At 29.2% G+C, this 14,051-nt stretch carries 17 protein-coding genes; 1 reads left to right on the forward strand and 16 read right to left on the reverse strand.

Going from position 1 to position 14,051, the window contains the following annotated elements; translation table 11 throughout:
- Positions 1-70: 70 nt before the first annotated feature.
- From FQB35_RS07240 to surE, 6 genes are all read right to left on the reverse strand, one after another.
- Positions 71-943 carry a MurR/RpiR family transcriptional regulator gene (locus FQB35_RS07240; RefSeq protein ID WP_148809339.1) on the reverse strand — a complete coding sequence of 291 codons (873 nt, stop codon included), beginning with the start codon at positions 941-943 and terminating at the stop codon, positions 71-73.
- 25 nt (positions 944-968) lie between these two features.
- Positions 969-1,508 (reverse strand): 2-oxoacid:acceptor oxidoreductase family protein, encoded by a 540-nt coding sequence (locus FQB35_RS07245; protein ID WP_148809340.1) that lies wholly within the window; start codon positions 1,506-1,508, stop codon positions 969-971.
- Position 1,509: 1 nt separating this feature from the next.
- A complete protein-coding gene (locus tag FQB35_RS07250; protein WP_207707382.1) occupies positions 1,510-2,298 on the reverse strand; it encodes a 2-oxoacid:ferredoxin oxidoreductase subunit beta in 789 nt (262 codons plus the stop codon).
- Positions 2,299-2,332: 34 nt separating this feature from the next.
- Entirely contained in the window at positions 2,333-3,472 is a 1,140-nt protein-coding gene (locus FQB35_RS07255) for a 2-oxoacid:acceptor oxidoreductase subunit alpha (protein WP_148809342.1), read from the reverse strand.
- Complete coding sequence (locus FQB35_RS07260) at positions 3,459-3,674, reverse strand: 4Fe-4S dicluster domain-containing protein (protein WP_207707363.1); 216 nt, start codon at positions 3,672-3,674, stop codon at positions 3,459-3,461. The genes FQB35_RS07255 and FQB35_RS07260 overlap by 14 nt, the downstream gene beginning before the upstream one ends.
- A 337-nt stretch (positions 3,675-4,011) precedes the next feature.
- Complete coding sequence (surE, locus tag FQB35_RS07265; RefSeq protein ID WP_148809343.1) at positions 4,012-4,776, reverse strand: 5'/3'-nucleotidase SurE; 765 nt, start codon at positions 4,774-4,776, stop codon at positions 4,012-4,014.
- 108 nt (positions 4,777-4,884) lie between these two features.
- On the opposite strand from surE, the gene FQB35_RS07270 reads away from it, so the two are divergent.
- Positions 4,885-5,532, forward strand: a complete 648-nt coding sequence (locus tag FQB35_RS07270) for a hypothetical protein (RefSeq protein ID WP_333473055.1) — start codon at positions 4,885-4,887, stop codon at positions 5,530-5,532.
- Positions 5,533-5,554: 22 nt separating this feature from the next.
- Here the strand turns inward: FQB35_RS07270 and FQB35_RS07275 are convergent, their stop codons facing one another.
- The 10 genes from FQB35_RS07275 to FQB35_RS07320 form a co-directional block, all read right to left on the reverse strand.
- On the reverse strand, positions 5,555-6,121 hold the full coding sequence (locus tag FQB35_RS07275) for a class I SAM-dependent methyltransferase (RefSeq protein ID WP_148809345.1): 567 nt from the start codon (positions 6,119-6,121) through the stop codon (positions 5,555-5,557).
- Positions 6,122-6,134: 13 nt separating this feature from the next.
- A complete protein-coding gene (locus tag FQB35_RS07280) occupies positions 6,135-6,581 on the reverse strand; it encodes a GNAT family N-acetyltransferase (RefSeq protein ID WP_148809346.1) in 447 nt (148 codons plus the stop codon).
- 51 nt (positions 6,582-6,632) lie between these two features.
- Positions 6,633-7,340: a pseudouridine synthase gene (locus FQB35_RS07285; RefSeq protein ID WP_148809347.1), complete on the reverse strand. Its 708-nt coding sequence runs from the start codon at positions 7,338-7,340 to the stop codon at positions 6,633-6,635.
- 206 nt (positions 7,341-7,546) lie between these two features.
- On the reverse strand, positions 7,547-9,166 hold the full coding sequence (locus tag FQB35_RS07290) for an ABC-F family ATP-binding cassette domain-containing protein (RefSeq protein ID WP_148809348.1): 1,620 nt from the start codon (positions 9,164-9,166) through the stop codon (positions 7,547-7,549).
- 165 nt (positions 9,167-9,331) lie between these two features.
- Positions 9,332-10,612 (reverse strand): FAD-dependent oxidoreductase, encoded by a 1,281-nt coding sequence (locus FQB35_RS07295; protein ID WP_148809349.1) that lies wholly within the window; start codon positions 10,610-10,612, stop codon positions 9,332-9,334.
- Complete coding sequence (locus tag FQB35_RS07300) at positions 10,605-10,907, reverse strand: hypothetical protein (RefSeq protein ID WP_148809350.1); 303 nt, start codon at positions 10,905-10,907, stop codon at positions 10,605-10,607. Before FQB35_RS07300 ends, FQB35_RS07295 begins: the two co-directional genes overlap by 8 nt.
- A 28-nt stretch (positions 10,908-10,935) precedes the next feature.
- On the reverse strand, positions 10,936-11,577 hold the full coding sequence (locus FQB35_RS07305; RefSeq protein ID WP_148809351.1) for an FAD-binding oxidoreductase: 642 nt from the start codon (positions 11,575-11,577) through the stop codon (positions 10,936-10,938).
- 85 nt (positions 11,578-11,662) lie between these two features.
- Entirely contained in the window at positions 11,663-12,778 is a 1,116-nt protein-coding gene (locus FQB35_RS07310; protein ID WP_231701880.1) for a D-alanyl-D-alanine carboxypeptidase family protein, read from the reverse strand.
- Between the two features lie 118 nt (positions 12,779-12,896).
- The gene (gene ytfJ / locus FQB35_RS07315) at positions 12,897-13,340 is read right to left on the reverse strand and encodes a GerW family sporulation protein (protein ID WP_148809352.1); all 444 of its coding nucleotides are present in this window, start codon (positions 13,338-13,340) and stop codon (positions 12,897-12,899) included.
- On the reverse strand, positions 13,246-13,977 hold the full coding sequence (locus FQB35_RS07320; protein WP_168198280.1) for a DUF2953 domain-containing protein: 732 nt from the start codon (positions 13,975-13,977) through the stop codon (positions 13,246-13,248). The genes ytfJ and FQB35_RS07320 overlap by 95 nt, the downstream gene beginning before the upstream one ends.
- Positions 13,978-14,051 lie beyond the last annotated feature (74 nt).

Raw genomic sequence — 14,051 nt, forward strand, 5'->3', positions numbered from 1 at the left:
TAATATAAAACTTTTTTAAGCAATATAAAAAACTACGTATATACGTAGTTTTTTATATTGCTTAAAATTATTATATAGTATTTTTATTATTATAAACGTTATGTTTTTCCCATATTTTTTCTAGCTTATCAAAGGTACTAGAGATTTCATCTTTCTCCCTCATACCTACAGCAACTAATAATGCATTAATTAAACTTAGAGGGGCAACTAAAGAATCCACAAAAGAAGCCATATTACTCCTTGCAACTAATGTGTAATCTGAAATTGATGCAATTGGTGAAACTTGGCTATCAGTAATTCCTATAACTACAGCACCTTGTTCTTTTGTATAATTTATAGCATTTAAAGTATTTGTAGAATATCTTGGGAAACTAATACCTATAACTAAGTCATCCTTCCCTACTCTTAACATTTGCTCAAAAACATCACTTACTCCTGGTGTTACAATTTTTACATTATCTAATATTAAGTTTAGATAAAAGCCTAAATATTCAGCTAGAGTACTTGAACTTCTTAATCCTATAATATAAATTCTTTTTGCATCAAATATACTATTTACTACATTTTGAAAAACTTCATCGTCTATTTCTTCAATCGTTGCTTTAATATTGTCCATATCTGCTTTTAATACTTTCTTAAGAACAGCGCCTTCATTCGTATAATCTTGTGACATTTCTAATCTTTGAACAGTTGTTAATTTTGTTTTAATTAATTCTTGTAACTCTTTTTGCAATTGAGGGTATCCTTCATACCCTAAAGCATTAGCAAATCTTACAACCGTTGATTCACTAACTCCTACCTTATTGCCTAGCTTTGAAGCAGTCATAAAAGCTGCTTTATCATAATTATTAGTAATGAATTGAGCAATTAATTTCTGTCCTTTACTTAGTCTTGAAAAGCTTTTTTGAATATTTTTTATTAAATCTAAATTTTCATCTCTCATGGAAATTGCCCTTTCTCAATTACACTTACTCTCTAGCCCCAAGTTTATAGCCTTCTTCTAAAGCACGACGATTTAACTCTTCTGTTCCTTTTGGTACTCTATTTAATACTGCTGCTTCAAGTGATTCTCTTGATACAACCTTTAATAATTCGTTAATTGCTCCAATTGCAACAATATTTGCTACCATTGGCTTTCCAACTACTTCACTAGCAGTTTCTAGTATTGGAATTTGAACAACTTTTCCTGCCTTCGTATTCTCAGGAACTTTTACTGTAGAGTCAACTAATAATAATCCTTCTTCTCCAATTAAATCTACATATTTATCACAAGCTACTTGTGTTAAAGATAATAAAAGATCAGCTGTTTGAACTTTTGGAAAATCAATTTCTTCTCTACTAATAATTACTTCTGCTTTACTAGCACCACCACGAGCTTCAGGACCATATGATTGTGATTGAATAGCATTCTTTCCATCCATGATTGCTGCTTCAGCTAGGATTATTCCTCCTAAAATAAGACCTTGCCCACCTGAACCAGTTAATCTTAATTCTATTTGTTTAGACATACTATCTCTCCTTTATAAATCTATCAATTATTTTTTGATACTCTTCAGTATATTCAGGTTCTGTAGTATTTTTAAATTCTCCAATTAAGAATTTCCCTTCAAGTTGCTCTGATGAAAGTTTTTCTGCAACCTTAATATCAACTGCATGATCTCTTTGCCACTTCATAATGTCAACAGCTGTACCTTTTTTATTTTTTCTTCCATAATAAGTAGGACATACACTAACACCTTCAATTAACGAAAAACCTTTATTTTGTATACCTTTCTCAACAAGTTTAACTAATTGATTTGCATGGTAAGCAGTTCCTCTAGCAACATAAGTAGCACCTGCTGATGCTGCTAATTTTGGTATATCAAAAGGTCTATCAATATTTCCATAAGGCGCAGTTGTTCCTAAATCACCGGTAGGTGTCGTAGGTGAATATTGTCCACCTGTCATACCATAAATATTATTGTTGAAAACGATTGTCGTAATGTTAATATTTCTTCTTGCAGCATGAATTAAATGGTTCCCTCCGATTGCTGCCGCATCACCATCACCTGTAATTACAATAACTTCAAGTTCAGGTCTAGCTAATTTTACACCTGTTGCAAACGCTAAAGCTCTACCGTGTGTAGTATGAAGTGTATTAAAATCCATATATCCTGGAGCTCTTGAAGAACAACCGATACCAGAAACAATACATACTTTATCTTTATCTAAACCTAAATTCTCAATTGCTTTTGCTATAGCTCTCATTAAAATTCCATGCCCACATCCTGGACACCAAATATGTGGTAATTTATCCATTCTAAAATAATTTTGTATTAATGTGCTAGCCACTTTAAATTACCTCCTCAATTTTAGATAATATCTCGTCAGGAGTAATAATATCACCATCAACTTTTCCAATATGGAATATATCAGATGAGCCTTTTACCACTCTCTCAACTTCTAAAACTAATTGTCCATAGTTAAGTTCTGCAACGATAATACCTTTTACTTTATCAGCAATTTCTTTTATTTGTTTTTCTGGGAAAGGCCAAATAGTAATTGGTCTAAACATACCTACCTTTAAACCTTTTTCTCTAGCTTTTTTTACTGCACTTTTAGCACTTCTAGCTGTTCCTCCATAAGATAATACAACAACTTCTGCATCTTCCATATATAATTCTTCATAAGTTACAATATCATCAATATTATCTTCAATTTTTTTCATTAGTCTAGTACAAAGTTTATCTGCTACAGCATTACTGTTTGTTGGGAAGCCTGACTCATCATGAACAAGTCCTGTAACATGATATCTAAATCCATCGCCAAATCCTGCCATAGGCGCTACATATTCTCCTTCTTCAACTTTATAAGCTAAATAATCTTTATCATCTTGTGAAGGTTTTTTACGATCAATGATTTCTAATTCACTAGTATCTGGAATTGCAATTCCTTCTCTCATATGACCAACAATTTCATCTAACAAAAGTATCACAGGCGTTCTATATTTTTCTGCAAGATTAAAACACCTAATAGTTAAATCGAAAGTTTCTTTTACTGATGATGGAGATAAAGCAATAACAGGATGATCCCCATGTGTTCCCCATTTAGCTTGCATTACATCACCTTGAGATGGAGAAGTAGGAAGACCTGTACTAGGACCATGTCTTTGCACGTTTACAATAACACATGGTATTTCAGCCATAGCTGCATAACCGATATTTTCTTGTTTTAATGAAAATCCAGGACCACTTGTTGCAGTCATAGCTTTTACACCAGTAAGAGCAGCTCCTATTGTAGCAGCAATACCCCCAATTTCGTCTTCCATTTGAATAAATTTTCCACCTACTCTTGGTAGCTTTTGTGCAGACCCTTCTGCAATTTCTGTTGATGGAGTTATAGGATATCCTCCATAAAAACGCATTCCTGCAGCAATGGCACCTTCTACGCAAGCTTCATTTCCTTGCATTAATTTTATGTTATTTTTCTTCATCTTCCATACCTCCTAGATAAATTGCAAAATCCGGACAGCGTACTTCACATAAACCACATTTAGTACAATTTTCAATATCTACAATCTCGACTTTTTCATTTTTTAAAGCAAGTACTTTTTTAGGGCAAAATTCAACACAAATCCCACAACCCTTACACCAGTTTTGCTTTACTATTAATTTTTTTCCATTCTGGTTTGCCATCATTTTCAACTCCATTCCAAAGTTAATGTTTTCCTCAACCCAATAATAACAAAAAATATGACGAATTGCAATTTTTATTTCATATTTTTAGAAAAATATACAATAATGCAATTTTTCCTTCAAATTGTACGCATGAATTTGATGATACAAGTTCACTATTATTACTGCATACACTCATCCGAGGATACATGCCGTATATAATCTATTTTGATTTTAAAATATAATTCCTCAAAATTCCAAACAAAAAAACTGAAAATGCAATCAACTCGTCATTTTCAGTATCTTTTCATTATCAATTTCTAATATTTATCTAAATGCAACACTCTATCATAAGTCTTTATTTTATTTGAATATTCCATTTTTTCACTTGTTCAATTAAATCAAATTTTGTCAGGTCAAAATGGATTGGTGTGATAGATATACAATTATTTTTTATACTATATATATCAGTTCCTTCATTATTCTTTTCATCAATCACCTCTCCGCCTAACCAATAATAACTCTGTCCTCTTGGATCAATTCTTTCTATAAATGAATTTTTATATTTTCTAACACCTAATGTTGTAACATCTACTCCCTTAATATTCTCTTTTTTACAATTAGGTATATTTATATTTAATAACGTATCTGGTGGTAATGGATTTTTTGATATTATATCTGCTACTATACAACAAAACTCAGCAGCAACATCATAGTTTACATTTTTAAAATCTGCAAGTGACACAGCAACAGCAGGGTATCCTAAAATAGCCCCCTCTATAGCAGCAGAAACAGTACCTGAATAAAGTACATCTGTTCCTAGATTAGGTCCTTTGTTTATTCCTGAAAAAACAATATCTATTTTTTCTTTAACAAGAGCTTCTATAGCAAGTTTTACACAATCTGTTGGTGTACCGCTAACTGCCCATGCATCAAAATCTTTATCAAAAAACTTAATCTTTTCTGCTCTAAGTGGTTCATGCATAGTTATTGCATGTCCTGTTGCACTTCTTTGTCGGTCAGGTGCTACAACATAAATATTACCCATTCTTTTAAGTGAACACGCTAATTTATAAATTCCTTCTGCATAGATACCGTCATCATTCGTTATTAGTATCTTCAAAATAATCCCTCCTTATATAAAAATAAAATTATTACTTAATTATTTTAATAGTAATTTATAATAAAACAAATACTAATATTACTAAATTTCAAAAATGATTTATTGGGAGTGATAAATTTGATCCAAATTGACGACTCAGGAAGCGGCAGCTTAATAGGTGGAACCTGCATTGGAGCTATGAGAAAAGAAACTGAAGAATATGTTTATGACATAATTCCTTTAGAATACTATCATAGTGATAATTTTGAAAAAAAACTATATTTGGATGTAGTAGTCGACATAACAAATTCACTTCTTCAAAAGTTAAAAGTGTCTAAGCATGAAAAAATTGAAGTATGTAGAGGTTATATGTTTGACAAATTAAGGTTATTTTTAAAAGAAAATAAATATAACTTTTCTAGTACAACTATAGGAGAACCTCTCCAGTCTAGAATTGAAAATACATTTGAAGAATATTCAATATCTTTAGGTCTTCCAAATGAATTCTTAAGCTATACTAAATACCCATTTCATTTTCACCGATTACTAAGATGGGTATATGCAGATTATAATAATCGATTTCCCCTTTGTAAAACTGGATGGAAAAGCTGGAAAAAATATGGAAATATCAAATTGAAAGTTGAAACAACTTATATAAAACATTCAAAGTATAAATGCTTAAAATGTTGGAACAAAATAGAAAATGAAAGTTATGTAAAAGTACTTAAATATTATAGTAATAAGCCTAATATAATCTATCTTCATCTTGATTGCTAATAAAACTCCACAATAGGGAGTTTTATTTTTTTATAATTGTAATCAATATTGGAGGCTCTTTTGTTTGATTAATATAATCTACCTTCAATACATGAAATTTATTCTCATCAAGTTTTTCTACATAATGTATAATTTTTTCTTTTTCATCTTCTCCCCCTAGATGCCCATAATAAATGACAATCGTAATAATCCCATTTCTTTTTAATAACTTTAAGCACTTATCAATTGCAACAATTGTAGTTTCAGGTTTTGTAACTATATTACGATCTCCTTTAGGTAAATAGCCTAAATTAAACATTGCTCCACATATTTCATTTGATATATATCTATCAATATTTTCATGTCCATCTTGTATTAGTTTTGAATTATTTATATTATTCTTATCAAGTAATTTTTTTGTATTTAAAATTGCTAAATCTTGTATATCAAAAGATATTACACTTCCCTCTTTTCCAACAGTTTGAGCTAAGAAAAGAGTATCATTTCCATTTCCCATTGTAGCATCAACAACTAAGTCTCCTTCTTTAATAATTGTTCCGATAAAAAACTTAGCTAATTCAGTTGCTCTTTTTAAAGATTTTACATCCATTTAAACACCCCACTTATTTTTTAGATTTGCATGCCTTAAAAAAATAATCTGGTAAAGTTACTTGTAATATCATATTACTTTCTAACATATTTAAATCATCTATATACTCACAATAGTTTTTAACTTCCTTAAAACCAATTTTCTTAAAAAACAAATTACTCTTATCTGTATTTACATAGACCTTTTCTATACCTTTTTTATCTGCTACATTCAAAAGAGCCTTTACTATACCATCTCCTAAGTATTCTCTACGCCTATTTTTTGTTACAATTACAAATTCAATAATAGCAACATTTTTTTTTTGTTTAAATCCTGCAACTGCAACAGGAATTTTATTATCATAAGCAATCATGCAATTTAAGATATATTTCTCTATTTGATCTATATTAAAATTGTTTTCTTTTAAAAATTTTTCTATAACAGGTATTTCATCATAACTAGCTGTTTTAATCTCTAACATTACTTTCAGCTCCTTATCTTATAATATAAATTTGATTATACAAATCCTAAGCTAACAGGATTTTAAATATTTTATTTCTGAATCTGTTAAATATCTCCATTTTCCTTTCTGTAAATTATCCATTGTTATTTTACCAATAGCTATTCTTTTTAATTTTGTAACTGGATGGTTAATCTTATCAAACATCTTTCGAATCTGTCTATTTTTCCCTTCATGGATAATTACCTTTACTAAACATGCTTCTCTTTCTTTTTTTAGTACTTCTATTTGAGCTGGAGCAGTTATATATCCACCTATATCAATTCCTGTCTTAAACATATGCAGTTCTTTATTATTTGGTATCCCTTTAATTTTAGCAATATAAGTTTTTTTCACTTCATGTTTTGGATGAGTAAGTTGATATGATAAGTCTCCATCATTTGTCATAATTAATAATCCAGATGTATCATAATCTAGCCTACCCACAGGATAAATTCTTTCATTAATGTCTTTTACTAAATCAGCTACAGTTGGTCTATTAAATTCATCAGATAATGTAGTTATATAACCTTCTGGTTTATTAAGCATTATATAAACTTTATTTCTTTCTAATTGAATCACTTTATTATCAACTGAAATAACATCTGAAGTTGGATCTACAACTACTCCCATATCTATTATTACTTTTCCATTAACTTTTACCCGTCCTAATTTAATAAGTTCTTCAGCTTTTCTTCTAGATGCAACTCCTGAATGTGCAATGTATTTTTGTAACCTCACAAAAACAGCTCCTTTTCATTAATTAAGTATATTATATATTTTATACTAGCCTCTTTTCAAATATATAATAAATTTACTTTTTGATTTTTAAAATTTCAATTTTTTCATTCTCCTAACACTCTATTTTACAAGATTACACCATTGACGAAAAACATTCAACCCAACACCTAATATAATGAAAGGCAGGAGATTAACTCCTGCTCAGATTATTCTTTATACATTTTATCTATTCTATTTTGAATTTCTTCACTTTCTAAAAAATCATCAAAAGCAATCTCTTTATCAAAAATTCCACTTGATGTTATTTCAATAACTCTATTTGCAATCGTTTGAATAAACTTGTGGTCATGAGATGTGAACAACACCGTTCCTTTAAAAGCTATCAAACCATCATTAACTGCTTGAATAGATTCTAAATCCAAATGATTTGTTGGTTCATCAAGAATTAGTACATTTGCACCAGAAAGCATTAGCTTTGAAAACATACATCGTACCTTTTCTCCACCTGAAAGAACCTTTGCCATCTTCAAAGGTTCATCACCAGAAAACAACATCTTACCTAAAAATCCTCTAATAAAAGATTCTGATTTCTCTTTCGAATATTGTCTTAACCAATCTATCAAATTAAGATTAACATCTTCAAAATACTTTGAATTATCTTTTGGTAAATAAGCTTGTGTAGTAGTAATCCCCCACTTAAATGTGCCCTCATCTGGCTCCATTTCTCCCATTAATATTTTAAACAAAACTGTTTTTGCAATCTCATTTCTTCCAAGGATAATAATTTTATCACCTTTATTTACAGTAAATGAAATATTATTTAAAACTTTTACTCCATCAATAGTTTTACTTATTCCATCAACTGTTAAAATATCTTTTCCAGCTTCTCTTTCAGGGGTAAATCCAACAAATGGATATCGTCTTGATGATGGCTCTATATCTTCTATTGTAATCTTATCTAAAAGTTTTTTTCTTGAAGTAGCTTGCTTTGCTTTTGAAGCATTTGAACTAAATCGTGCAATAAAAGATTGTAACTCTTTAATTTTTTCTTCTTTTTTCTTATTTTGTTCCTTCATTAATTTTAATGCTAATTGACTGGATTCATACCAAAAGTCATAATTACCAACAAATAATTTTGCTTTACCAAAATCAATATCTAACATATGTGTACATACTTTATTTAGAAAATGTCTATCATGTGATACTACTATAACTGTATTTTTATAATCTAATAAAAATTCTTCTAACCAATTTATCGCTTTAAAATCTAAATGGTTAGTAGGTTCATCTAATAAAAGAATATCAGGGTTTCCAAAAAGCGATTGTGCTAATAATACTTTTACTTTTTCAGCTCCCCTTAATTCTTTCATCTTTTTTAAATGTAAATCTTTTTTAATTCCTAAACCCATTAATAATTTCTCTGCATTTACCTCAGCATCCCAACCGTCTAATTCTGCAAATTCAGCTTCGAGTTCTGATGCTTTCATTCCATCTTCTTCATTAAAGTCTTCTTTTTGATAAAGTGCATCCTTTTCTTTCATTATTTCATATAGTCTTTTATGTCCCATAATCACTGTATCTAAAACAATATAATTATCAAATTCAAAATGATTTTGCTTTAGTACTGCTAATCTTTCACCTGGTGTTATAGAAACATATCCTTCATTAGGTTCAATTTCACCAGATAAAATTTTTAAAAATGTTGATTTTCCTGCTCCATTTGCACCTATCACTCCATAGCAATTCCCTGGTGTAAATTTTACATTTACATCTTCAAATAATTTTTTATCTCCAAATCTTAATCCTACACCTGTAACTGTAATCAAATTATTTCGTTATACAACTATTCTGTATAACATCCTCCTTTCAATTTCTTACAAATAAAAAATTGCACAAACTACTGTGCAATTTTTTATTCTACTCTCTCGATTATACACCCTCTTGCATATTTTTTCAAATATTCTAACCTAAATTATTAAAATATGAAATATTTACACTAATCTTTCTTCGAATATATTTAACAAATTTACTCTTTCAATTTTTTTCTTTAGCTTTTCTGTATCTGTAGTATACAAATTCAAGTCTTTCATTCTTTTAAAATAATCTGATCCAGCAAAAGTATATCTTGTCTTTAAGCCTTCTTCTGTTTTAATTTTAGTATTTTCATATGCAATCAAATCACCAATGCACAGATTAACTGGAATTTCTAAAAGTGGTATTCCTTTTATTAAACGAACACTATTATGTCCTGCTAAACTGCCTGTAGCAATAGCTTCCGTATGACCAACAAAAAGTCCTGATTTTTCACCAGCACATAAAAGATTATCAAGTGTATCCACTTTCATTGTATTATCCCTAGGTGCAATAGACAAATACCTTATTGAATTTCCAATTCCACCAGAGTAAGGATCTTCATATCTAGCATTTTCTAAGCCCTCAAATTTTCTTAGTTTTTCTAATGGATAAAAAGGAGCCATCATTTTTGCATGACCTGTATCAAGCAAGATTAAGTTTTCTGCATATTCCTTCAATGCGTATTGTTGACAAACTTTCATATCCAGTTTTTTAATATTTATATCATCTTTTGGAATAGGTAATATAACTACACCTTTTGTATTTAATTCATCTACAATTGATTTACTTAAAGAATCCTTATTTAATTTGCAGGATCCACTAAATGCTCCATAGGATCCATCTTTTCTTTGTCCTAAAATATCCTCAACTCCTGCCTTTTGACTAATGCTTACTCTTGGCCCAAATGAAGGACATCTTAATATACACATAGAGCATCCATTACCATATTTTAAACAATTCCCCATTGGCCCTGTAGATCCTGTTGTTTCAATAAAAACATCACCCTTAACTATTCTGCCATCTTGTAATACAATACCTGTAAGACTTCTATTTGTTAGCTTTACATCTACAGCTCTTGATTTTAATAAGATTTCAATATTCATTTCATTTAATAGTCTTCTTACCATAGGCTCTACTTTACATACATCGTATAAACTTGCGTGCTTATGTCCAGGAAAGTCAATATTTACATGCCTTGATGCTTTATCAGTAATATCAAATAATTCTTTAGCACCTAATAGAATACATTCTTCTGCAGCCGTGTATCTTCCATTATTTCTCATTATACCGCCAACATTTCCTAATCCTAATAATATATCCATTCGCTCTAATATTGTAACCTTAGCACCTGCTTTTTTTGCAGTAATAGCAGCTGCTACACCAGCCCATCCCCCTCCGATTATTACTACTTTAGTCATTGACATTCCTCCCTTCTAATAATTCTTTAACTTCCAACTGACTTTTACACATCTTTATTACATTCCCACCTTTTGTTTTACATGTACAAGAGCCACAAACTCCTTCGCCACAACATATCTTACTATTATTGGTTATTACAAATTTTACACCTTTATTCAATGAATTTATTTCCTTTCTAATAATTCCATGGAATTTATCAGAACCAGCACTATATATAAGATCATATTTTCTTCTCACTAAAATATTTCTAAATTCATTTAATCCTTTTTCTTCTCGTAAATTTAATTGTATCATTTCTATATTAAAATCTTTTATATAATCTTTAATAAAAATCAGCCCAATTTTTCCCGGATCTGTTACAAAAAGTTATCGCATTTTTATTCTTCAATAAATATTTTATTGCAAGTACAGATGGTGCTAAAGCTACCCCTCTTGCTACAACTAAAACATTTTTTTCCTTTGTACTTTTAAGATTTTTTAAACCTAAAACACCATTCCAGTATGGACCTTTAACAAAAATTTCTTTATCACACTCCATCAATGTCTTTGTCTTAATTCCTAATACTTTTACTGCTATATCAATTTCTCCCTTATACTCGTCTGCATTCATAATTGACATAGGCACATTAAAAAAAAGAGGTTTATCTAGCTCTCTAATAAATACATATGACCCTGGTTGTTTTAATTGCCTTGCTAGTGTTTTAGTAACTGCTATTTTAAAAATCATTACATCTTCACTAATATATTTTTTTTCAATAATTTTACCTTTAAATTCCTTTCTCTCATATTTTTTTTTGTTCCCGCACCAATAAAATTCTTGATAAATACATACTCCACTCCAACTACAATCACAAAAACTTTTTCCTTGAAGATGTGCACACATAATACAATCATTAGTTTCAGCTAAGTAACATGGACAGTACTCACTACCAGCATCTATACATTCTACCCTTTCATTGATCAATATAAATCCCTCCAATATTTTGAACATAAAAAACACCCTATTAATAATAGGGTATTTTTTATGTTCAAAATATGTTACACATTTTTTATCTATTTCTTAAAATAAAATCTATAACCTTATCCTTGAAATTTTTTATATCTATATCTTCTCTAGAAACTAAATCAGTAGTGTAAAGCAAATTATCCTTAAGGTATATTTTAACTTTTCCTATCTTCTGCCCCCTTTTTATCGGTGCTTTTAAAATTTCATCTATCTCTACTATTTTTGTAATCTGATTTTTTTCATTAGATGTTAATGGGATAATAACATCCTCCTTAGAAACAACATTCGTACTACACTTTTTCCCATTTTGTACACTAACATTTTTTATAATACTATTCTTTTTTATTACATGAAACGGAGTATATTTTTCAAATGCATAGTCTAATAAACGATACGAGTCTTCAAACCAGTTTGGTGCATTTAACACTACACATATTAGTTGAACACCATTTCTTGTTGCAGATGTAACAAGACATCTCCCTGCTACTTTTGTATAACCAGTTTTAACACCATCTCCACCATTATATTGAGTAAGTGTTTTATTTTTGTTATAAAAATATTTATATCCATCTCTATCAGCTATCCAAAGCTTTGTTTTTACTATTTGATGAAACTCTTTATTCTTTAAGGCTTTTCTTGTAATAAGTGCTAAATCATATGCAGTAGTATAATGATTTTTATGATGAAGTCCGTGAGGATTTACAAAATTTGTATTTCTTGCACCAATTTCCTTTGCTCTTTTATTCATTAATTTAACAAAGCCATCAACTGAACCTGATATATGTGAAGCAATAGCTACAGCTGAATCATTTCCAGATCTTAACATCAACCCATAGATTAAATCTTTCATCGTCAATTTCTCATTATATTTTAGATATATAGACGAACCTTCTACGCCAACTGCATTTTTAGGAACTTTTACCATATCTCCTGGACTCGATTTTTCCAATGCTACTAAAGCCGTCATAATTTTAGTAGTACTTGCCATAGGCCTTTTTTTATTAATATTTTTTTTATAAAGAACTCTTCCTGTTTTTACATCCATTACAATTGCACTACTTGCAGAAATATTAAAATTATCCTCAAAAGCTAATGCTGTATTATTATATAAAATAATCATTAAAATTAAGTATAAAATAATTATTTTCCTTTGTTTCAAATCAATCACTCCATTTAATATTATAACTAGTTCTAGTATTATCTAATTAAATAAAAAAAATACAACTAGATTTGATAATATAAGAAAAGAAGAATAAGGAGTATATAAACTTTTCTCCTTATTCTTCTGCAAGCTTATCTTCTGAATTTTTTTTACTTTTACTTTGATTTTTTTTATCACCCATAGATTGGATTTTATCTAATAACTTAGGCATAAAATTTATCAAATTATCCAACATAGTTGCATTTTGGTCTACTGGTAATAACTTCATTTCACCATTACCAACAACCATAAAAGCAACAGGTTGTACAGAAACACCTGCACCTGTTCCACCAGCAAAAGGTAATTTATCACTTGTGTCAGCATCTTCTTCTTGATTGTTTATTTTTATATTATATTCGCCACCTCCTGAAGCGAATCCAAAAGATACTCTTGATATAGGAATAATCACTGTACCATCAGGTGTTTCAACAGGGTCTCCTACAATTGTATTTACATCTACCATATCTTTTAAACTTTCCATTGTTGTTTTCATTAATGCTTCTATTGGATGATTTGCCATTACCTACACCACCTTTTCTTAAAAATGTATATCCAAACTTAATCGCTGCAATAATAATATAGCCTATTTTAATACTTATTATACAATTAAGAGTTGTCTTAAAAATTTGTTTACCAAACTGTGGAACAACATTTAAAATAATTTTATTGCATTTTACATTATTTTTTATTATTACCATTAGATTCCCTTTTATCATCCAAAAAACACCTGATAATATTGCTGTTACTGCAGCATCTTCTATGCCAAATTCTGTTATCCATAAAAGATAATCTATTTTTATTTTTTTACGAAGATAGTTTACAATATGGAAATACAACTCCCAAAAGTGTTTTAATTTAATTTGAATTCTTTGCATTTCTTTAAAAGTAATGATAGATTCATCTTCTTTTACTAAATTATCATCTTCATTATTTTTAATTTTTGCATCTAACTTTAGAAAAGGAATTCCATTTTTTTTAACATTTAAATCAACAAAAGGTATTTCAATTTTGTACTTGAGTATCCCAAATAATGTTTTGAAACTTAAAATAATTTTATCATTTGTTTTATCTTTCAGGATCTTTATTTGAATTGTTATAGTTGTAAAAAATAATATACAAAAAAATACAAAAACACTCATAATAATATATATATACAAAATATCACCTCTTATCATTAGCACTATAGTATATTTTTTCCATAAGGTATAGAAAATACACACTACAAACATAT

It is taken from the genome of Crassaminicella thermophila (assembly GCF_008152325.1).
Classification (GTDB): Bacteria; Bacillota; Clostridia; order Peptostreptococcales; family Thermotaleaceae; genus Crassaminicella_A; species Crassaminicella_A thermophila.